19 protein-coding genes are annotated in these 21185 nt (G+C 69.2%); 11 read left to right on the top strand and 8 right to left on the bottom strand.

Features of this window, described 5'->3' with window-relative positions:
* The first annotated feature begins 111 nt into the window (after positions 1-111).
* On the top strand, positions 112-540 hold the full coding sequence (locus Q9S78_RS11905) for an RDD family protein (protein ID WP_116229164.1): 429 nt from the start codon (positions 112-114) through the stop codon (positions 538-540).
* A 6-nt stretch (positions 541-546) separates the two neighbouring features.
* Here the strand turns inward: Q9S78_RS11905 and Q9S78_RS11900 are convergent, their stop codons facing one another.
* On the bottom strand, positions 547-1257 hold the full coding sequence (locus Q9S78_RS11900; protein WP_018186669.1) for a DUF4191 domain-containing protein: 711 nt from the start codon (positions 1255-1257) through the stop codon (positions 547-549).
* Between the two features lie 117 nt (positions 1258-1374).
* Between Q9S78_RS11900 and Q9S78_RS11895 the strand changes: the two genes are divergently transcribed.
* Positions 1375-2637 (top strand): hypothetical protein, encoded by a 1263-nt coding sequence (locus Q9S78_RS11895; protein ID WP_311870353.1) that lies wholly within the window; start codon positions 1375-1377, stop codon positions 2635-2637.
* Positions 2638-2657: 20 nt separating this feature from the next.
* Here the strand turns inward: Q9S78_RS11895 and sucB are convergent, their stop codons facing one another.
* From sucB to Q9S78_RS11880, 3 genes are all read right to left on the bottom strand, one after another.
* On the bottom strand, positions 2658-4388 hold the full coding sequence (gene sucB / locus Q9S78_RS11890) for a 2-oxoglutarate dehydrogenase, E2 component, dihydrolipoamide succinyltransferase (RefSeq protein ID WP_311870352.1): 1731 nt from the start codon (positions 4386-4388) through the stop codon (positions 2658-2660).
* A gap of 63 nt (positions 4389-4451) precedes the next feature.
* Entirely contained in the window at positions 4452-5822 is a 1371-nt protein-coding gene (gene lpdA, locus Q9S78_RS11885; RefSeq protein ID WP_311870350.1) for a dihydrolipoyl dehydrogenase, read from the bottom strand.
* Positions 5819-7291 (bottom strand): leucyl aminopeptidase, encoded by a 1473-nt coding sequence (locus Q9S78_RS11880; RefSeq protein ID WP_311870349.1) that lies wholly within the window; start codon positions 7289-7291, stop codon positions 5819-5821. The genes lpdA and Q9S78_RS11880 overlap by 4 nt, the downstream gene beginning before the upstream one ends.
* 86 nt (positions 7292-7377) lie before the next feature.
* Here Q9S78_RS11880 and Q9S78_RS11875 point away from each other — a divergent pair, with 86 nt between their 5' ends.
* The 5 genes from Q9S78_RS11875 (at position 7378) to Q9S78_RS11855 (ending at position 12628) form a co-directional block, all read left to right on the top strand.
* A complete protein-coding gene (locus Q9S78_RS11875) occupies positions 7378-8307 on the top strand; it encodes a proteasome assembly chaperone family protein (RefSeq protein WP_018186675.1) in 930 nt (309 codons plus the stop codon).
* Positions 8308-8529: 222 nt separating this feature from the next.
* Positions 8530-9864 (top strand): RNA polymerase sigma factor, encoded by a 1335-nt coding sequence (locus Q9S78_RS11870; RefSeq protein ID WP_116229159.1) that lies wholly within the window; start codon positions 8530-8532, stop codon positions 9862-9864.
* Positions 9861-10565, top strand: coding sequence for a coenzyme F420-0:L-glutamate ligase (locus tag Q9S78_RS11865; protein ID WP_018186677.1), 705 nt, complete (start codon positions 9861-9863; stop codon positions 10563-10565). Before Q9S78_RS11870 ends, Q9S78_RS11865 begins: the two co-directional genes overlap by 4 nt.
* 11 nt (positions 10566-10576) lie before the next feature.
* On the top strand, positions 10577-11590 hold the full coding sequence (locus Q9S78_RS11860) for a sugar-transfer associated ATP-grasp domain-containing protein (RefSeq protein WP_311870347.1): 1014 nt from the start codon (positions 10577-10579) through the stop codon (positions 11588-11590).
* Positions 11591-11614: 24 nt separating this feature from the next.
* Positions 11615-12628 carry a sugar-transfer associated ATP-grasp domain-containing protein gene (locus tag Q9S78_RS11855; protein ID WP_311870346.1) on the top strand — a complete coding sequence of 338 codons (1014 nt, stop codon included), beginning with the start codon at positions 11615-11617 and terminating at the stop codon, positions 12626-12628.
* Positions 12629-12697: 69 nt separating this feature from the next.
* Here Q9S78_RS11855 and Q9S78_RS11850 read toward each other — a convergent pair whose 3' ends face one another.
* Positions 12698-12919, bottom strand: a complete 222-nt coding sequence (locus Q9S78_RS11850) for a DUF7455 domain-containing protein (RefSeq protein WP_018186680.1) — start codon at positions 12917-12919, stop codon at positions 12698-12700.
* A 194-nt stretch (positions 12920-13113) separates the two neighbouring features.
* Between Q9S78_RS11850 and Q9S78_RS11845 the strand changes: the two genes are divergently transcribed.
* Together Q9S78_RS11845 and Q9S78_RS11840 are read left to right on the top strand one after the other, a co-directional pair.
* Positions 13114-15186: a DNA gyrase/topoisomerase IV subunit B gene (locus Q9S78_RS11845; protein WP_376716545.1), complete on the top strand. Its 2073-nt coding sequence runs from the start codon at positions 13114-13116 to the stop codon at positions 15184-15186.
* 25 nt (positions 15187-15211) lie between these two features.
* Positions 15212-15460: a DUF4287 domain-containing protein gene (locus tag Q9S78_RS11840; RefSeq protein WP_020097345.1), complete on the top strand. Its 249-nt coding sequence runs from the start codon at positions 15212-15214 to the stop codon at positions 15458-15460.
* 7 nt (positions 15461-15467) lie between these two features.
* Here Q9S78_RS11840 and Q9S78_RS11835 read toward each other — a convergent pair whose 3' ends face one another.
* Positions 15468-17921, bottom strand: a complete 2454-nt coding sequence (locus tag Q9S78_RS11835) for a DNA gyrase/topoisomerase IV subunit A (protein ID WP_311856632.1) — start codon at positions 17919-17921, stop codon at positions 15468-15470.
* 94 nt (positions 17922-18015) lie between these two features.
* Here Q9S78_RS11835 and Q9S78_RS11830 point away from each other — a divergent pair, with 94 nt between their 5' ends.
* The gene (locus Q9S78_RS11830) at positions 18016-19128 is read left to right on the top strand and encodes an alkaline phosphatase family protein (RefSeq protein ID WP_311870709.1); all 1113 of its coding nucleotides are present in this window, start codon (positions 18016-18018) and stop codon (positions 19126-19128) included.
* A gap of 2 nt (positions 19129-19130) precedes the next feature.
* Here Q9S78_RS11830 and sepH read toward each other — a convergent pair whose 3' ends face one another.
* A complete protein-coding gene (gene sepH / locus Q9S78_RS11825) occupies positions 19131-20156 on the bottom strand; it encodes a septation protein SepH (protein ID WP_311870344.1) in 1026 nt (341 codons plus the stop codon).
* Between the two features lie 219 nt (positions 20157-20375).
* On the opposite strand from sepH, the gene Q9S78_RS11820 reads away from it, so the two are divergent.
* Positions 20376-20669, top strand: a complete 294-nt coding sequence (locus Q9S78_RS11820; protein ID WP_018186686.1) for a DUF4193 domain-containing protein — start codon at positions 20376-20378, stop codon at positions 20667-20669.
* Positions 20670-20705: 36 nt separating this feature from the next.
* Here Q9S78_RS11820 and Q9S78_RS11815 read toward each other — a convergent pair whose 3' ends face one another.
* Complete coding sequence (locus Q9S78_RS11815; protein WP_018186687.1) at positions 20706-21176, bottom strand: DUF3093 domain-containing protein; 471 nt, start codon at positions 21174-21176, stop codon at positions 20706-20708.
* Positions 21177-21185: the final 9 nt, after the last annotated feature.

Here is a 21185-nt window from a genome sequence, read left to right as displayed (position 1 = left end):
CGATGTCGACGCCCGTCGGATCAGGCGCTCCTCGAACCTATCGGGAAGCAGTTGCTCGGCAGTGTCCCCGATGTTTCGAGGATGTTACGTGGGCGCGATTAGTCTGAAGCGGTGACCTCGTCCTCGCCCGATCATCCCGGAGAACGGTTGGGCCGTCCCGCCACCGGCCGCGGCAGTATCGGTCGCCCCGGTCGTCGTATCGGCGCGCTCTTCATCGACTACGCGGCAGCGACCATCCTGGCGACTGCGTTCTTCGGATACGACCAGTTCGCTCTGCCCGAGAAGGCCGGGTGGACACTGTTCGCGCCGATGATCGTCTTCGCCGTTCTGCAGGTCGTCTTCATCCCCACGATCGGGGGAAGCCCGGGGCATCGCATCCTGGGGATGCGCGTCGAACTGGCCCGCGGTGGATGGCCGGGACTGTGGCGCCCGATCATCCGCACGGTCTTGCTCGTCGTCGTCCTGCCGGCGGTCATCTGGGACGCCGATCAGCGCGGACTCCATGACAAAGCCGTCGGCACCGTCCTTGTCAGAGGGTGAACCGGGTCAGCGGGGCCGCTGCGCCCGGGCGCGCGCCGGATCGATCCCCTTGGGGATCGGAAGCGAGGTCACCGACTGCGAGACCGATTCGATGCGCTTGACGACGGCGGCGAGTGTCGCACGGTCGACGTTCTTGGGCAGCGACTTGATCGTCTTGGCGAGTTTGGAGATGTGGATGTCGCCCTCGCCGTCGCCGACGTAGAGGACCTCGACGTGGATCCCGGATGCCACCCGCGAGACCTTCTTGCGCTCGTCGTTGATGAGCCGCGTCAGGCGTCCACGGGCTCCCTCGCCGATGATGACCACACCGCCGCGCCCGACGGCGCGGTAGACGGCATCCTGCGTTCGGGGGTTCACGCCCACCGGCATCTCCGAGGTCACCCAGCTGCGGCCGAGGCCCGTCGACAGAACATGTCCCACGGCTCCCGGCATCCCGTCGAGCTTGCGGTACATGACGCGCGTCGACAGGCGGGTCAAGAGGACCATCGCGAGCAGGACACCCATCAGAAGGCCGCTCACGCCCCAGAGGATGACGCTCCAGATCTCCACCGGCGGCACGAGGAAACCGATCCCGATGCCCACTCCGATCCCGATGAGGACCGCGCCGATGAGCGCCCACGGCAGCCAGCGGAACTCGCTCTGCGTGAACGTGTAGAGCGAGCGGATCTGCGAGAAGAATCCGGGGCGTTTCTCAGGTGCGGTACTGCGGGATGCCATGTGCTCAGCCTACCTTCGCGCCCCGCAGACTTCTTCACACTGTCGAGCGGATGCCGGCTGTCCACCGGCCGCCAGGCTGGGCCGTCGGCACCCTGACCGGCTTCCCAGGCTGGAGGGATGGACCCCGTCACTCTCGAGACGCCCGCAGCCCTCCGCGATCTCACACTCGCGGAGTCACCGTTCGCCGGCGTCCTCCGAGCCGGAGAACCTCTCACCGTCTGGGTGGACGCGGTCGACGTCGCGGCCTCACCGGCGTGGGCGGCGCTGAACACGGAGCACATCCTCGCTCCCATCGACGCCGCCGCGACGACGGACGGCCCGCGCGTCCTCCTGGCTCACTGTCCCGTGCAGCTCGACGATGTGGTGCGGGATGCCGCACTGTCACCGGGAGCGCTCGTCACCGTCGCCGTCAGTGCTCTTCGCGGTGCGGCAGAGGCGGACCGGCTGGGTGCGAGTTGCGGCCGGTGGTGGGTGACGACGGAGGGGCGGCCCGTCCTCGCGCTCACGGGGACACTGGACTGGCGGCGCGACACGCTCGCACTTCTCAAAGGTCTGGACCCCGCGAACCCGCCGCTCCGTGCGGCGCTGGATCGCGCGGTGGAGGCGATCGACGATCCACGCCGGCTGCGCCGCGAATCGGAAGAGGTCGAGGACCTGCTGTTCGCGGCGGCCGATCCTGAGCCGCTTCCGACCTCGCTCCGCGACGCCGATACGGCGCCGCCCACGCGGCTGCGGACCACCGGCGAGCACGCCGCCGGGCCCGGGGTGACGAGTGCAGTGCGCGACCTCGTCACCCGACTCGTCGACGGCGGTGTCGCCGATCGCGTCGGTCGCGCCATCGCCCGCACTCGTGCCGTGTTCACGCGGACCTCTGCCGTCCGGGGTCGGAGGAGGACACGCCCGGCGGGCAGGCGGAAAGTGGTTCTCGTCGCGGCGTCAGCGGCGACCGCTGTGATCCTGGCGGGAGCCCTGTGGCCGACCGACGAGAAGGACCGACCGGCGGCCGCTGTGGGGTCCGTTTCGACTGCCCCGCCGAGGTCCGCCTCTGCATCCCCGACAGCGGCGTCTTCGGCTCCGGCTGACCCACCTGCACACGAAGACACGGGGCCTGCGGAGCTCGTCGCGGCCGCGCGCCGGCTGGTCGACGCGGTGAGCGCGTGTTCGGACGCGCCGTGCCGCGAGCGGTGGGGGGAGGAGTCGGTCGACCCCGGGAACATCCCTGCAGCCGCCGGCGGCTACGGAGTGGCCGTCGTGGATGAGTACGGCGGGGCTGCCGCGGTGAAGATCGTCGGAGACGAGCTGACGCAGGTCCTGGTCATGGTGCGGGTGGAAGAGAAATGGCTGGTCCGCGAGGTGTACGACCTCGCGGACCAGCCATGACGGGTTTCGCCCGAACGGCGTCAGACGCCGAGCTGACCCTCGAACTGCGCAGCCTCGAGGCGGGCCTTCATCGCACTGAGGAAGCGAGCCGCGTCCGCACCGTCGACGACGCGGTGGTCGTACGACAGGGCGAGGTAGACGTAGGAACGGACGCTGATCGCGTCCTTTCCGTCGACCGTCACCACTCCTGGGCGCTTGACGACCACACCGGTGCCGAGGATCGCCGACTGCGGCAGGAACACGACGGGCGTGTCGAACAGCGCGCCGCGCGAACCCGTGTTGGTCAGCGTGAACGTGCCGCCCGCGAGCTCGTCCGGCTTCAGCTTGTTGTTGCGCGTGCGGCCAGCGAGATCGGCGATCTCGTGCGCGATCTGAGCGATGTTCTTATCGCCCGCGTCGCGCAGGACCGGCGTGAGCAGGCCGCGCTCGGTGTCGACCGCGATCGAGAGGTTCTCGCTCGCCGGGTAGACGATCTGGTCGCCGTCGACGGTGGAGTTGATGACGGGGTACGTCTTCAGCGCCTCGGCGGCGGCCAGAGCGAAGAACGGCAGGAACGACAGCTTGTCGCCGGTCTTCTCGAGGAACGACGCCTTGACAGAGTCGCGGTAATTCGCGAGCTTCGTGACATCCACCTCGACGACCGTCGTCAGCTGAGCGGTCTGCTGCATCGACTCGACGGCGCGGCTGGCGAGGACCTTGCGCAGACGCGACATGGGCTGCGTCGTGCCGCGCAGCGGCGACACCTCGACGGCGGCGGGGGCCGGTGCTGCGGCAGCCGGAGCTGCGTCAGTCTTCGGGGCCTCGGCAGCCTTCAGGACGTCCTCCTTGCGGATTCGTCCACCAACACCGCTGCCCGTGATCGTCGACAGATCGACACCGTGCTGCTGAGCGAGCTTGCGCACGAGAGGCGTGACGTAGGTCACGCCGTCCTCGGCAGGTGCGGCCTGAGGCGCTTCAGCCTGAGGTGCCTCAGCCTTGGGGGCCTCGGCCTCGGCCGCGGGTGCGTCAGCCTTCGGCGCCTCAGCCGCGGGAGTGTCCTGCGTCGACTCCTGGGCCTGGGGTGCTTCGGGGGCCTTCTCCTCGGCGGGCGCCGCGGGGGCCGGCTCGGCCGGTGCAGCGGCGGCGCCGGAGCCGACGCGGGCGAGCACAGCGCCGACCTCGACCGTCTCGTCCTCCTGGACGAGGATCTCGGTGAGCGTGCCGGCGATCGGGGACGGAATCTCCGTGTCGACCTTGTCGGTGGAGATCTCGAGAAGCGGCTCGTCGACGGCGACGTCATCGCCGACCTGCTTCAGCCAGCGGGTGACGGTGCCCTCGGTGACGCTCTCGCCCAGCTCGGGAAGGACGACGTCCTTCGCGTCGCCGGAGGACGCGGGCGCGGATGCCGGCGCGGACTGAGCCGGTGCCTCTTCCTTCGCGGGCTCCTCGGCGGCGGGTTCCTCGGCGGCGGGTTCCTCGGCAGCGGGCTCTTCGGCAGCGGGCTCCTCGGGAGCCGACTCAGCGGGGGCCGACGAGCCGTCGCCGATCTTCGCGAGGACGGCTCCGATTTCGACCGTCTCGTCCTCGTCCACGAGGATCTCCTCGATCACGCCGCTGACGGGCGAGGGGATTTCGGTGTCGACCTTGTCGGTCGAGATCTCGAGGAGACCTTCGTCGGCCTGGACCGAATCACCGACCTTCTTGAGCCAGCGGGTGACCGTTCCCTCAGTGACGCTCTCACCGAGCGCGGGGAGGACCACGGATGTGCTCATGACTGTGTCTCCTTCAAGAAAAAGCGATGTGCTGTCTAGCTTAGTGTCGCGAGTGCGACGGGGTCAGATGGTATGGAGGGGCTTGCCCGCGAGAGCGAGGAAGGCCTCGCCGAGGGCTTCGCTCTGAGTGGGGTGCGCGTGGATGAAGGGCGCAATGTCCTCGGGGTGCGCTTCCCATCCGATCGCGAGCTGTCCCTCGGTGATGAGCTCGCCCACGCGGTCGCCCACGAGGTGGACGCCCACGACGGGTCCGTCCGTGATCCGGACGACCTTGGCGAACCCCGCTGTTCCGAGGATCTCGCTCTTCGCGTTGCCGGCGAGGTTGAACTCGAACGCCGTGATCCGGTCGCCGTGCGCAGCCCGCGCCTGCTCCTCGGTCAGCCCGACCGAGGCGACCTCGGGGTGCGAGTACGAGACACGCGGGATCGTCGATTCCGGCACCGGAACGGGCGAAAGCCCCGCGATCCGCTCGGCGACGAAGATGCCCTGCTGGAAGCTGCGATGCGCGAGCTGCAGGCCGGGGACGATGTCGCCGACGGCCCAGACGTGCGGAACCGTCGTCCGGAGGTCGGCGTCGACGGTCACGAAGCCGCGATCGAGCGCGACGCCGGCTTCCGCCAGGCCGAGTCCGTCTGTGACCGGCCCACGGCCGACGGCGACCAGAACGTAATCGGCATCGACGACGCGACCGTCCGAGAGGGTCACAGCGACGCCGTCCTCTCGTGCGGTCACGCCCTCGCACCGGGTTGACAGGGCGGTCTGGATGCCGCGCTTGCGGTACGCGCGCTCGAGCGCCTTGCTCGACACGGCTTCCTCCGCGGGCAGCAGGCGATCCAGTGCTTCGACGATCAGAACCTCGGTGCCCAGCGAACGCCATGCACTCGCGAACTCGACGCCGATCACGCCGCCGCCGAGGATGACGACGGAGGCCGGCACCTCGTCGAGGGTGAGGGCGGTCTCGCTCGTGAGGATGCGGACGCCGGGTTCGATTCCCGGGAGGGAGCGCGTCTGCGAACCGGTGGCGAGGATGACGTCGGTGCCGGCGTATTCGTCGTCGCCGACGAGGATGGTCCGTTCTGCGCCCAGTCGTCCGGCGCCGGCGACGACGGTGATCCCGCGCGTTGAGAGCAGGCTCTGCAGGCCGCGGTACTTCTTCGCGACGATGCCCTCCCGGTACGCAGTCATGCGTGCGGGGTCGAAGCCCGTCAGCGTGGCGTCGACGCCGACGGTCGCGGCCTCGCGGACGTGATCGGCGATCTCGGCGGTGTGCAGCAGAGCCTTGGTGGGGACGCAGCCACGGTGCAGGCACGTCCCGCCGACCTTGTCCTTCTCGATCAGCGCGACGGTCTTGCCGAGCTCGCTCGCCCGGATCGCCGCCGCGTACCCGCCGCTGCCACCGCCGAGGACGACGAGGTCGAATTCGTGACGGGTCATCGCGACTCCGTCTCGAGGAATGCGAGGAGCGATCGCACGGTCGCGGCTGTCGGACCCTTGTCCGTCGGGCCGAACGGCGATGCCTTGTTCTCGCCGCTGCCGGCGATGTCGAGGTGCACCCACGGGATGCGGGGGGCATCGGCATCCTCCGACGTCCGTCCGACGAATCGGCGCAGGAACAGGCCGGCGAACATCGTCCCGCCGGCCGGATCGCCCACCTTCGCGTTGCGCATGTCGGCGATGGGGGAGTCGAGCTCGTCCTCCATATGGTCGGGGAGCGGCAACTGCCACGCGGCTTCTCCGACGGATGCCGCCGCCTCGAGGTAGCGGGCGACGGTGGCGTCATCGCCCATGACGCCCGTGTGGCGGTTGCCGAGGGCGACGATGACGGCTCCCGTCAGGGTCGCGACGTCGACGATCACGTCGGGCTGCGTGCGGCTCGCCGCGACGAGACCATCCGCCATGACGAGGCGGCCCTCGGCATCCGTGTTCAGGACCTCGACGGTCGTGCCGTCGAGCATCCGGAGCACGTCGCCCGGGCGGGTCGCGCGTCCGGAGGGCATGTTGTCGGCGATGCAGAGCCAGGCGGTGACCCCGACGGAGAGTTCGCGCTGGGCGGCGGCGCGGACGACGGCGAGGGCCGTCGCGGCACCGGCCATGTCGAACTTCATCCCGACCATGGATGCCGGCGGCTTCAGCGACAGGCCGCCGGTGTCGAACGTGATGCCCTTGCCGACGATGGCGACGTGGCGGTCGGCGCCCGCGGGGGAGTAGCTGAGACGGACGAGGCGCGGCGGGCGGTCCGAACCCTGGCCGACACCGAGGATGCCGCCGAACCCCTGCGCGGCGAGCTCCGTCTCGTCGAGGACCTCGACGTCGACGGGCAGCCCCGCGACGGCCTCGATCGCGCGCTCGGCGAGATCGGCCGGGCTGAGCCATTCGGCGGGGATGTTGACGAGATCCTTGACGAGGGCGACGGCCGAACCCGCCACTTCGACGGCGCGCAGTTCGGCGGCATCGACGTCCGCTGTCAGGTGAAGGCTCACGTGGGCTGCCCGGGTCTTGGCGGGCTCACCCGACTTGTACCCCTCGAACCGGTAGCCGCCCAGGACGGCGCCCTCGGCAGCCGCCCGCCAGTGCTCCTCTGCATGAGGAAGGGCGACGGCCACGTTCGCGAAGCCCGTGGTGGTGCGGATCGCAGCACCGACGGCATCCCGGATCGCGTCGCTCGACGGCGCTGCGCCGGTTCCGACGACGAACAGGGGGAGATCGGTGGATGCCGGGGCGAAGACCCGCACGGTGGTTCCCGCCACGCCCGTGTACCCGACGCCGCGGAGGACGTCCTCCACGCCGGGCCACTCGGACAGGACCGCCGCCGCCTCCTCGAGCGGCGGAAGGGCCAGGACGATCGCGTCGGCGCCGCCGTCGCGTGCGGGAGAGGTGGACACGGTCAGCTCGGGGTGCGGCATGGTCTCCATCCTATGGAGAGAGGCGTTCGCTCAGAGCGGGACGGCTCGCGCGCCGACCCCTTCGAGCCTGCTTCTACAGTGGAAGCATGCCCCTGTCTGGTCCCCTCTACGAGCGCATCACGACCGCGCCCCCTGTTCCGGCGGGCCTGCCCCTGGTCGTCGCGCTGACCGGCTTCACGGATGCCGGGTCCGCGGTCACGCGCGTCGTCGACCATCTGCACACCGAGCACGACCCGCAGCCGGTCGTGACGTTCAACCCCGACGTGCTCTTCGACTACCGGGCTCGGCGCCCGCTGATCACCTTCGACGGCGATCACCTCACGGACTACCGCCCGCCGCGCCTAGACCTCGCGCTCGTTCACGACGCGCTCGGTCAGCCGTTCGTCCTCCTGTCGGGCTACGAGCCCGACTTCGCGTGGGAGGCGTTCGTCGACACCGTCGTCGGGTTGGCCGAGGGGCTGCAGGTGCGATCTGTGACGTGGGTCCACGCGATCCCCATGCCCGTCCCGCACACGCGACCCCTCGGAACGACGGTCAGCGGCAACAGGTCCGACCTCACCGAGGCCCACTCCGTCTGGAAGCCGCGCACGCAGGTGCCCTCGACGGCGGGCCATCTCCTCGAGTACCGCCTGTCGGATGCGGGTGTCTCGGTGTCGGGTTTCGCCCTCCTCATCCCGCACTACCTCGCGGAGACCGACTTCCCCGCGGCGGCGATCGCCGCACTCGACAGCGTGTCGATCGCGACGGGACTCGTCTTCGACAGCGACACCCTGCGCGACGAGAACCGCGAGTACCTCGAGAAAGTCGACGATCAGGTCTCGGCGAGCGACGAGCTGACGACGATGCTCCACAACCTCGAGGCGCGCTATGACGCCTACATGGCGGGCTCCACGCAGGCTCAGCCGATCATCCACACGGGAGACCTCCCGTCGGCCGACGAACTCGCCGCCGAACTGGAGCGGTTCCTCGCGAATCGCCCGTCGGGTGACGACGATCGGCGGCCGGGCCTCGGCTGACAGGCTCGCCTCGCCCGTATTCATCCCTCTGTTGGGGGAATGCGCATACGGTTTTCGGTGTTGACACCGGTACGTCCTTCATGCATCCGACACGTATGAGAGAATGGACGAAATGACCCGTTGTCCGGTCCGAAGGAACGTCGTTGTGCGTGTCCGCGGGACTTGACAAGGGTCTTACTAGTGTCCGAAACCCGGCGGAATGCCGTCGGTGAAAGGCGAGACGTGACTTCGAGCACGAGGACCACCCGTACACGAGCGGCAGAAGCGGTCGACGAAGCTGACGTCGTCGAGCCTGCCGAGACCGAGGCGCCCGCCAAGAAGGCTCCGGCCAAGAAGGCTCCGGCGAAGAAAGCTCCCGCGAAGAAGCCCGCTGCGACGAAGGCGTCCCCGGCGAAGTCCCGTGCCAAGAAGTCCGCAGATGAGGACGATGAGGACGCTGAGGCGGACGAGGTCGAGCTCGACGCCGAGGCCACGGACGACGCTTCCGACGACGACGCAAAGAAGGATCCCGACAAGGCGGACGGCGACGACGAGGACGAGCCCGCCAAGCCGGCGTTCACCGAGCCCCTTCCGACGGGCGCGATCGTCATCTCGTCGTCGGACGACGACGAGGTTCCGGTCTACTCGACGCAGATCACCGGCGCGACGGCCGACCCGGTCAAGGACTACCTGAAGCAGATCGGTAAGGTCCCGCTCCTCAACGCGGCCGAAGAGGTCGAGCTGGCGATGCGTATCGAGGCGGGTCTGTTCGCCGAAGAGAAGCTGTCGCACATGACGGCGGCGGAGAAGTCGTCGCAGCTGGGCCTCGACCTGCAGTGGGTCGCCCGTGACGGACAGCGCGCGAAGAGCCACCTGCTCGGCGCCAACCTCCGTCTCGTGGTCTCGCTGGCCAAGCGCTACACGGGCCGCGGCATGCAGTTCCTGGACCTCATCCAGGAGGGCAACCTCGGCCTCATCCGCGCCGTCGAGAAGTTCGACTACACCAAGGGCTTCAAGTTCTCGACCTACGCCACGTGGTGGATCCGTCAGGCCATCACGCGTGCGATGGCCGACCAGGCGCGCACCATCCGCATCCCGGTCCACATGGTCGAGGTCATCAACAAGCTCGCCCGCGTGCAGCGTCAGATGCTCCAAGATCTGGGCCGTGAGCCCACGCCGGAAGAGCTCAGCCGCGAGCTCGACATGACGCCCGAGAAGGTCATCGAGGTCCAGAAGTACGGCCGCGAGCCCATTTCGCTCCACACCCCCCTGGGTGAGGACGGCGACAGCGAGTTCGGCGACCTCATCGAGGACACCGAGGCGGTCGTTCCTGCGGACGCCGTCGGCTTCACGATGCTGCAGCGTCAGCTCGAGTCGCTCCTCGATTCGCTGAGCGAGCGCGAGGCGGGCGTGATCCGCATGCGCTTCGGTCTCGGCGACGGTCAGCCCAAGACGCTCGACCAGATCGGCGACACGTTCGGCGTGACCCGCGAGCGGATCCGCCAGATCGAGTCCAAGACGATGGCGAAGCTGCGGCACCCGTCGCGGTCGCAGTCGCTCCGGGACTACCTCGAATGAGCGACGCCGCGAACGAGGGCAAGGAGCTCACGCGAGCGGTCGACGGCGCGACCTACGCCCGGATCCCCATCCGGACGCACGTCGTCATGCCGGGCGAGGACATCGACGAGATCGTCGCGACCTACGCCGCTCCGGAGCTCCAGCCCGGTGACCTGCTCTTCGTGACCGAGAAGATCGTGGCGATCACGCAGGGGCGCTCGTACCTCGTCGAGGACATCACGCCCAGGCCGCTCGCGCGGTTCCTGTCGCGCTACGTCGTGAAGACGAAGTACGGCATCGGCCTCGGCATGCCCGAGACGATGGAGATGGCACTCCGTGAATGCGGAACGCCCCGCATCGTCTTCGCGGCGGGCGTCGCGGCCGTGACCAAGCTGTTCGGACGCCGCGGCGACTTCTACCGGATCGCCGGCGACAAGGCACGCTCCATCGACGGGCCCACGCCGCACACGATCCCGCCGTACAACAAGGCGGTCGTGCTCGGACCGAAGGAACCGGCGACGGTCGCCCGGCGTCTGAAGGCGCAGCTCGGCGGGGGGAACGACGTCGCCGTCGTCGACATCAACGACATCGGGGGCAACATCCTCGGGTCGACGCTCGACAAGGCGGGGGAGCAGCGGCTCGTCCGCATCCTTTCGGACAACCCGCTCGGACAGGGACACCAGTCCACCCCGCTCGGCATCATCCGTCCGTCGAAGGCCTGACCGTGGGTGCCGTGAACAGGCTCTACCGTCGCGCTCGGTTCTTCGTGCGACGCGTGGTCAATTTCGATACGGACCGGGTCCTGCAGTTCGCACGGCAGTCGGCGCGGCTGTCGAAGGCGCCGCTGTGGTGGGTCGTCGCTGACATGGCATGGTGCTCGGTGCGCTACGAGACCACCTTCGAGAACTACTCGGAGTGGGACTTCCGCATCCTGAAGGGGCGCGAGCGCAAGACCTACATGACCGACCCCAAGTCGTTCCACCTGTCGCGCCGACTCAACGACGACGCGCAGCGCGCGATCTTCGACGACAAGCTGCAGTTCGCGACGCGGTTCGGACCCGAGCTCGGCCGTGAGTGGATCGATCTCGACCAGACGGATGCCGCGGCCTTCGCCGATTTCCTGAGCCGGCATCCGCGCATCATCGCCAAGAACCCCGGCGGCGTGGGAGGCAACGGCATCACGCTGGTCGACTCCGTCGACATCGACGACCCGGCCGCCTTCCGGGATCGGCTGCTCGCAGATCGTCAGACCCTCGTCGAACAGGTGCTCGTGCAGCATCCCGACATGGGGAAGCTCTACCCCGGCAGCGTCAACTCCCTGCGGATGGTGTCGTACCTCGATCCCGACGGCGAGGTACACGTGCTCGCGGGTGTGCTGAAGATCGGCAACGGCGGCGTCATCGACAACTTCAGCAACGGCGGCATGTACACGATGCTCGACGAGCGCGGCCGTGCACTGCACGCGGCGAGCGATGAAGAGGGTCGTCCCTTCGCCGAGCACCCTGCGACCGGAACGCCCATCACGGGATTCCAGGTCCCGCTCTACGACGAGGTCCTCGAGCTCGTGGACCGCCTGGCGCGGCGCGTGCCCGCGTTCCCGTACATCGGGTGGGACATCGCGATCACCCCGGAGGGACCCGTCGTCATCGAGGGCAACCACAACTCCGGTGTGTTCCAGTCGAAGCCTTCGGTCTCCGGCATCCGTCGCGGCCTCCTCCCGCGGTATCGCGCCGCGATGCGTTTCTGACCGACCCGAACCGAAGGGACCGCCATGCGCCGCATCCGCGTTCGCCTGCAGTACCTGATCCGACGCGCGCGCAAGCTCCGGCCGGGCAACCTCGTCGAGTTCGCGCGGACCGTGCAGCAGGTCTCCAAGGCCCCGCTGCCCGTCATCATCGCCGACATGCTGTGGTGCTCGGTGCGCTACGACATGGCCTTCCGCGACTACGCCGTGTGGGACATCCGTCTGCTGAACGCGCGGGAGCGGAAGACGTGGATGACGCACCCCAAGTCGTTCCGCATCACGAAGATGTACAACACGTCCGAGGGGCGGTCGAAGCTCGAGGACAAGCGCCGGTTCGCCCGCGAGTACGCCGACCTGCTCGGTCGCGAGACGATCGATCTGCGTGATGTCGACGATGCCGCGCTGACGGCTTTCCTCGCGCGCCACCCGCGCGTCCTCGCGAAGCCGAACGAGGGACACGGCGGCGGCGGCATCGACCTGCACGAGGTGGGTCCGGACGTCGACGTCGCCGCGTTCCGCGCCGAGGTCACCGCGAAGGGGCAGACGGTCCTCGACGAGTTCATCATCCAGCACCCCGAGATGTCGGCGCTCTATCCGGATGCCGTCAACACCGTCCGGCTCATCACGTTCCTCGACGGCGAGGACCGGGTGCACCTGCTGGCCGCCGTCCTGCGCATCGGCAACGGGGACGTCATCGACAACTTCGCGTCGGGCGGGATGTTCACGATGCTCGACGACGAGGGCGTCGCGCTCTACCCGGGCGTCGACAAGAACAGCAACGTGTATCGGGAGCACCCTGCTACGGGGACCCCGATCGTCGGGTTCCGGGTGCCGCAGTACGATCGCGTGCTCGACCTGGTCGCCTCGCTCGCCCGGCGGACCCCGGAAGCGCCCTACGTCGGCTGGGACATCGCGATCACGGCGAACGGTCCCGTCGTGATCGAGGGCAACCACAACTCGAGTGTCTTCCAGCCCAAGCCCTCGGCCTCCGGCGTCCGCACGGGACTGCTGCCCGTGTATCAGGCGGCCGTCGGCTTCTGAATCGGTTCCGCATACGCGAAGGCCCCCTGCCTCAGCAGGGGGCCTTCGTGGTACTCGGGATGCCGCGGCTCAGACCGATTCGGTCAGGCGTGCGGTCTCGTCGTGCCACGAGGTGGCGACGGCGCGGAGCTTCTCTTCGTACTTGCGTCCGTGGTGGGCGCAGAAGAGGAGCTCGCTGCCGTTGACCTCGGCGGCGATGTAGGCCTGGGCGCCGCAGGAATCGCAGCGATCCATCGCCGTGAGGCGGTGCTCGAGGACGGCTCCAGGCTCGGTGGTGGTCGACGTGCTCATGTCAGGTGCCTCCTCGTACTGCTCATGACGGGTGAACTGTCATGTCATACAACCACGGGGATGTGGCACGTATGCCGCCATTGCATGACATTTCGCTGTGCGCGTACGGTATGCGCGCGCTGTGCATGACGAGCTCGCGTCGGCGTGTGTGTCGGTCGGCTCGGTGTCAGCCGCGGCGAATACGATGGGAGATCGTGACAGCCGAGTATTCCGCCCATCATCTCCAGGTCCTGGAAGGGCTCGAAGCGGTCCGCAAGCGGCCCGGCATGTACATCGGCTCGACCGACTCCCGCGGTCTCATGCACTGCCTCTGGGAGATCATCGACAACTCCGTCGACGAGGCCCTCGGCGGGCACGGCGACCGGATCGAGATCCTTCTCTACTCGGACGGCAGCGTCGAGGTGCGCGACCGCGCCCGCGGCATCCCCGTCGACATCGAGCCCCGGACGGGTCTTTCGGGTGTCGAGGTGGTCTTCACGAAGCTGCACGCCGGCGGCAAGTTCGGCGGTGGCTCGTACGCCGCCTCGGGCGGTCTGCACGGTGTCGGAGCGTCGGTCGTCAACGCCCTGTCGGAGCGCCTGGACGTCGAGGTCGACCGCGGCGGCAAGACGTACGCGATGTCGTTCCACCGCGGCGAGCCCGGATCGTTCGACGGAGACGGTCCCTCGTCCACCTTCCGTCCCTTCGAGAAGTCCAGCGAACTCCGCGTCGTCGGCAAGGCGCCCCGCGGCGTCACCGGCAGTCGCATCCGGTACTGGGCGGACCGGCAGATCTTCACGAAGGACGCTGCCTTCGACCTCGGAGAGCTCGAGCAGCGTGCGCGGCAGACGGCGTTCCTTGTCCCGGGGCTCGAGATCGTCATCGTCGATCGGCGGACCGGCGAGGAGATCGAGACGAGCTTCCGCTACGACGGCGGCATCTCCGAGTTCGCGGAGTTCCTGGCGCCGGACGCGCCGATCACCGACACCTGGCGTCTGTCGGGCACCGGCACGTTCACCGAGACGGTGCCGGTCCTGCAGGCGTCGGGGGCCATGGTCCCGACCGAGGTGGAACGCGAGTGCGAGGTCGACATCGCGCTGCGCTGGGGCACCGGATACGAGACCGTCGCCCGCTCGTTCGTCAACATCATCGCGACCCCCAAGGGCGGCACGCACCAGCAGGGCTTCGAACAGGGGCTCATGAAGACCCTTCGCGGCCAGATCGAGTCGAACGCGCGCAAGCTCAAGGTCGGCGCGAACGAGAAGATCGAGAAGGACGACATCCTCGCGGGGCTTTCGACCGTCCTCACGGTGCGTCTGCCCGAGCCGCAGTTCGAGGGGCAGACCAAGGAGATCCTCGGCACGCCCGCGGTCCGCAACATCGTTGCATCCGTCGTCTCGAAGGAGCTGGCTGCGAAGTTCGCATCGTCGAAGCGGGACGACAAGGCGCAGACGGCGCTCCTGCTCGAGAAGGTCGTCTCGGAGATGAAGGCGCGCATCTCTGCGCGCACGCACAAAGAGACCCAGCGACGCAAGAATGCGCTCGAGTCGTCGTCTCTGCCGACGAAGCTCGCGGACTGCCGCACGAACGACGTGGCCGAGTCCGAACTGTTCATCGTCGAGGGCGACTCCGCGCTCGGCACCGCGAAGCTCGCCCGCAACAGCGAGTACCAGGCCCTGCTGCCGATCCGAGGCAAGATCCTCAACGTCCAGAAGGCCTCGGTCAGCGACATGCTGTCGAACGCCGAGTGCGCCGCGATCATCCAGGTGATCGGCGCGGGGTCCGGACGGTCCTTCGACTTCGAAGCCGCCCGCTACGGCAAGATCATCTTGATGAGCGACGCCGACGTCGACGGGGCGCACATCCGCACGCTGCTGTTGACCCTGTTCTTCCGCTACATGCGTCCGCTGATCGAGGAGGGCCGCGTGTACGCCGCCGTCCCGCCGCTGCACCGCGTCGTCGTCATGAACCCCGGCACCAAGCCGAACGAGACGATCTACACGTACAGCGAGCAGGAGCTGCACACCCTCCTGGCGAAGCTGACGAAGTCGGGCAAGCGGTGGCAGGAACCGGTCCAGCGCTACAAGGGTCTCGGTGAGATGGATGCCGATCAGCTCGCCACGACGACGATGGACCGGGCCGGGCGCACACTGCGACGCGTGCGCGTGCAGGACGCCGAGGTCGCTTCGACGGTGTTCGAGCTGCTGATGGGGTCCGAGGTCGCTCCGCGCCGCGACTTCATCGTGACCTCGAGCGAACGGCTCGATCGCGAGCGCATCGACGCCTGACCCCTGCGGCGCTAGCGTGACGGGTATGGAAGCCCACCGCGTCGTCGCGCCCGTCATCGCCCCGGGGGAGAAGCCCAAGGGTCCCGCCTCGTACTTCCCGAGCATCGAGAAGACCTACGGTCAACCGGTGCAGCACTGGCTCGACGTCGCCGCCGACAGCCTGGACACCCGGACGCACATGGAGACCGTGGCTGTCCTCAAGGACGAGCACGGGCTCGGGCACGGACACGCGAACGCGATCGTCGCCTACGTGAAGGCGAAGCTCGCAGGCTGAACCCTGCTCAGGTCACCGTCGTGCCGATGGCGCCGACCGCGGCGTCGAGCGCCTGGCCGGAGGCATCCCGCTTCGCGCCCGTCTCGGGCAGCGATCGGACCGCGCCGTCGATGCCGACGGCGCGCGGTTGGTCGCCGACCCACGCGACGAGCAACGCGTCCTCCCACCGGAGGAAACGCTGCGCGCGGACGCCGCCGGTCGCCCGACCCTTGGCGGGGAACTCGGAGAACAGCGAGACCTTCGCCGACCCCGGATCGGTCCCCGGCAAGGCGGCACTCGCTCCCGCGACCGTCGCCACGACGGTCTCGTCCGTTGCGGTCACGGCGGTGAAGGCGATGACGCGGGCGCCGTCCGAGAGCCGGATGCCGGCCATCCCGCCGGCCGACCGACCCTGAGGGCGGACCGCCGAGGCCTCGAACCGCAGGAGCTGCGCGTCGCTCGAGACGAAGACGAGCTCACTCGCGTCGTCGGCGAGGGCAGCACCGACGACGGTGTCGCCCGGCTTGAGCGAGATGATCTCGACGTCCGGCTTTCCCGGCGGCAGCTCGGTCGCCGAGACGCGCTTGACGACGCCCTGCGCCGTGCCGAGCGCGATCGGGGCGGCATCCGTCAGCGGGACGATCGCGACGACGTGCTCGGCCGGGGCGAGTCCCAGATACTGGTCCGCGCGGGTTCCCGCGGCGAGCTGCACCGAGTTCGCCGGCACGGACGGCAGGTCGACGGGCGTGAAGCGGACCAGTCGACCCCGGGTCGTGACCGCGCCGAGGTCGCCGCGCGTCGTGCCGTTCACCCAGGAGCGGATCGCGTCGTGCTTCGACCGGCGAGCGGGCGGGACCACGCCCCCGCCGGGCGCGTCGGCCACGAGCTCTGCGCGCACCATGCGTCCGGTCGCCGAGAGATAGACGCGGCACGGGGCGTCGGCGATCTGAAGGTCCGCCGGCGCTGCGGCGCGGCCGCGGGGAGCGACGGGACCACCGTTCATGAGGAGCGTCCGGCGGGGCGTGCCGAAGGCGTCGGATGCGGCATCCAATTCGGTCGCGACCTGGCGCCGCAAGAGCACCTCGCTGCCGAGGAGCTCCTCGAGGGCGGCGATGTCGGCCTTCAGCGTGTTCTGCTCGGCCTCGAGTTCGACGCGCGAGAACTTCGTGAGTCGGCGCAGCCGCAGCTCGAGGATGTATTCGGCCTGCAGCTGAGACAGGTCGAACACGTCGATGAGGCGCGTACGGGCCTGCTCGCTGTCATCCGAGGTGCGGATGACCTGGATGACCTCGTCGATGTCGAGGATCGCGATGAGGAGGCCCTCGACGAGGTGCAGGCGCTCCTGCTTGCGCGCGAGCCGGTAACGGCTGCGGCGGGTGACGACCTGGATGCGGTGATCCAGGTACACGCGCAACAGCTCTTTGAGGCCGAGCGTCTGCGGCTGTCCGCCGACGAGGGCGACGTTGTTGATGCCGAAGGAGTCCTCGAGCGGCGTGAGCCGGTAGAGCTGTTCGAGGACCGCGTTCGGGTCGAAGCCGGTCTTGATCCCGATGACGAGCCGCAGGCCGTTGTTGCGGTCGGTGAGGTCGGTGAGGTCCGAGATGCCGGTGAGCTTCTTCGACGAGACGGCGTCGCGGATCTTCTCCATGACGCGCTCCGGCCCCACCATGTAGGGGAGCTCTGTGACAACGATGCCGGTGCGGCGCGGGCCGAGCGATTCGATCGACGTCTTCGCGCGGGTGCGGAACGTGCCGCGGCCGGTCTGGTAGGCCTCCTTGATGCCGTCGAGGCCCACGATGACGCCGCCGCCGGGGAGATCCGGTCCCGGCACGAACTCCATGAGCTCCTCGAGGGTCGCCCCGGGGTTCTCGAGCAGGTGGATGGCGGCCGACACGACCTCGATGAGGTTGTGCGGCGCCATGTTCGTCGCCATGCCGACGGCGATACCGGTCGCACCGTTGACGAGCAGGTTCGGGAATGCGGCGGAGAGCACCTCCGGCTGCTGGAACTGGCCGTCGTAGTTCGGGATGAAGTCCACGACGTCCTCGTCGAGGTTCTCCGTGAGAGCCAGAGCGGATGCCGCGAGTCGGGCTTCGGTGTATCGAGCGGCAGCCGGCCCGTCGTCGAGCGAACCGAAGTTGCCGTGCCCGTCCACCAGGGGCACGCGAAGGGCGAAGTCCTGCGCGAGGCGGACGAGCGCGTCGTAGATCGCGGAGTCGCCGTGCGGGTGGAGCTTGCCCATCACGTCACCGACGACACGCGCACTCTTCACGTGGCCGCGGTCCGGGCGCAGGCCCATCTCGGACATCTGGAAGAGGATGCGGCGCTGCACCGGCTTCAGGCCGTCGCGGGCATCCGGAAGGGCGCGCGAGTAGATGACCGAGTAGGCGTACTCCAGGAACGAGCCCTGCATCTCGTCAGCGAGGTCGACGTCCTCGATGCGTTCAACAGCGGGCGGGGGAGGGGGAGTGCGCGATGCCATGGCCTCGATCGGTCTTCGGGAGATGCTGCGAGGGGCCAGAAACGGCGGCGGAGCACCGTGTGGAAGACTGACCCGGGTGTCTCTCAGCCTACCCGTGGACCCGCCGTCAGCCCGGAGCCTCACCGGTGTCGTGCCGCAGATCCTGGCCTCTCTCGAGGGGCGGGGCGAGTGGTTCCCGCCCGCCCGGTCGGCGATCGTGCTGCTGGTCGACGGTCTCGGCCGTGCGAACCTGACCGCCCGCGCCGGATACGCGCGCTTCCTCACCGGGCGGATGACCAAGAAGGATGCCGCCCGCACCGTCTTCCCCTCGACCACGGCGGTCGCGCTCGCGAGCCTGCTCACGGGGGAGGCGCCCGGCACGCATGGATTGGTCGGCTACCGCGCGCGCATCCCCGGCACGGATCTCGCGCCCAACCAGCTCAAGGGCTGGGAGACGGACGGACTCGACCCGTTGACCTGGCAGCGCTCGGTCCCGCTGCTCCAGCGCGAGGCAGAGGCGGGGCGGCCGTGCTTCGTCGTCTCGCAGCCGCGCTACGCCGGGACCGGGTTCACCGCCGCCCTGCAGCGGGGGGCCGAGTTCGTGGGTGCGGCCTCGATCGCCGAGCGTGTGGAACGTGCCGCGGACCTGGCGCTCCGGCATCCCGGAGCCCTCGTCTACGCGTACGTCCCGGAATTGGACACCATCGCCCACGCCCGCGGATGGGAGAGCGACGAGTGGGCCGCGGCTCTCGAGCGAGTGGACGGTGCGGCCCGCGATCTGGATGCCGCCATCGGCTCCCACGCCGCGGCGGTCCTGACCGCCGATCACGGCATCGTCGACGTCCCCCGCCATCGCCAGGCCCTCCTGCGTGACGGCGACCCGCTCGTCGAGAACGTGACCATCGTCGCGGGCGAGCCGCGCATGCTCCACCTCTATACGGAGGACGGACGCGCGGACGAGGTCCTGGAGCGGTGGCGGGATGCCGAGTCCCCCCGCGCCTGGGTGATGTCACGCGCCGAGGCGGTCGCCGCCGGACTGTTCGGCGCCTCGCCCGATCCCGAGGTCCTGCCGCGGATCGGCGATGTCCTCGTCGCCGCCCGGTCCGCCGTCGCGTACTACGACGACCGGGAGGCCGACAAGAAGCCGCAGAACATGATCGGGCAGCACGGCTCGCTCACCGATCAGGAGCGGGTCGTCCCGCTCGTGCGGCTCGGGGCCTTCGGCTGAGGTCAGCCGTCCTCGGTGCGTGCGCCGAAGACGATCTCGTCCCACGAGGGCATCGACGTACGACCCCGCCGACGCGTCTGCTCGGTGGCCGGTTCCGCCGCGACTTCGGGCTGGGAACTCTCCGGCTCGGCGGGCGCCGGCTCGTCGTCGGGCTCGGGTGCGTCGAAGAGGGCGACGGGGGTGGAGGTGCGCTCCTCCCCGTGCTCACCCGGCATCGGCTCGCGCTGGCCGCGGCGGCGGCGCAGCGCTTCGAGGAGGTCTGCCGTCTCCGCAGACGTCACGGGTGCGTCGGGCGCACGCTTGATGGCGGCCTGCTGCACCGCGGCGGACGAGGAGGGACGCGGCTCGGGCGATTCGAGGTCGGCGTCGGGTTCGGAGAGCGCACGGGGACCGAACGCACCACTGTCGAAGCGGGAGGCATCCTTCTGCGGCGCGGAGTCCAGAGCACGCAGGCGGGGGATGAGGCCTTCGGGCAGCGAGCCCTGGCGCGACAGCTGGGTCGCGTCGGAGTTCTGCGGCGCGAGGGACGATCGGCGCGGATCGAACGACCAGCGGGCGTCGTGCTCGACTTCCCCGACGGTGAACTCGAGCTTCACGGTCCAGCCGTTCTGGTCCTTCCAGCTCGTCCAGCGCTCGCCCGTGGCGCCGGCTTCGGTGAGCTTCGCGCGGACGGCATTGCCGAAGGTCGGCTGCGCCCCGGGGTCGAGCTCGCCCCCGATCAGCACGGTCACGGCCAGCGCCTGACCCACGATGTGCTCGCGTTCGGCCAAGACCGGTCCTTCGAAGCGCTGAACGTCTTCGACGCGCACACCGAGCAGCTGAGCCACATCCTCGGCCGTCATGCCGGCACGGATGTGAGCCTGGATGTCGCGGGGGTTCGGGCGGGTGGTGCGGGGCTCGGCGTCCCGCTGCAGGCGGCGCAGGTGGGTGCGCAGCGCCTCGTCGACGGCGAGCGAGAAGCGGTCGCCGGCGTCGGTCGCGAGCATGAGGCGACCGTCCTCGGTGCCGATCACTTTGAGCTGTTCCATGCGGACGTCCTCCAGATCCAGCGTGTGCGTTCATGCTGTCACGGAGCAGGCCCGGCGGCGGGAATATCCGGGGCGCGCCGCGAGTTTGCGGTGTGGCACCCCCGAAAGGCAGCTACGGCCCGGCGGCTCATTTGCGATTCACCGTGAGGTGATGCAAACTATGGCCGCCCGAACGGGCCGCACACCACAGCACCACCCCGAAAGTTGAGACGTTCTCGAATGGCCACGGATTACGACGCCCCCCGCAAGACCGAAGACGACAGCGAGTCGATCGAGGCTCTCAAGGAACGCGTCCCGGACAAGATGTCCGGCTCGGTCGACGTCGAGGACTCTGACAACCCGAGCGGGTTCGAGCTCCCCGGCGCAGACCTCTCCGACGTCGACCTCGACGTCGTCGTCCTCCCTCCTCAGGAGGATGAATTCACCTGCGTCGAGTGCTTCCTCGTGAAGCACCGGACCCAGATCGACCACCAGACCTCGATCGGTGCCATCTGCACCGAGTGCGCCGCGTAAGCAGCGCCGACCTTCCTCGGCGTCAGCCGCGGAGACCTAGCGACCCCGCTGCGCGCGGGTGATGATCGCCGCCACCCGATCGGGTGTGCGCGACGAGAACACCCAGCGTGCCGCGGGGTCGTCGTCGTCTGAGACGGGAACGCGGACGACGCCGTCGATACCGCCGCGCAGGACATGCCAATCGTCCCCGCGCAGGCCGCCGCCTCGCGCCGTGCGGGCGTCGTCCCCGGTGAGGAACTCGGCTTCGCCCAGATCGGACACCGCGATGTGGGCGCGCCCCACGTACAGGACCCCGTCACGGACGGCGATCACGGGCGCGGCGAGGATGAGCGCCGAGACGAGGACGACTCCGACGGCCAGTCCGATGACGAGGGCGAGCGTCGTGTCGATCGGCGAGAACACCACGGCTGCCATCGGGGCGCACACCGCTGCGCTCACCAGGAGCCACAGGGACGGGCTCAACCGCTCGCGGTAGGAAGCGGGGACGGTGCGGTCGGTGTTGTGCATTAGCCTCGG

The sequence above is a fragment of the Microbacterium aquilitoris genome, assembly GCF_031932285.1.
In the GTDB taxonomy this organism is placed as follows: domain Bacteria; phylum Actinomycetota; class Actinomycetes; order Actinomycetales; family Microbacteriaceae; genus Microbacterium; species Microbacterium aquilitoris.
Note: the sequence above shows the minus strand (reverse complement) of the source record. Positions and strands in the feature narration are given on the sequence as shown.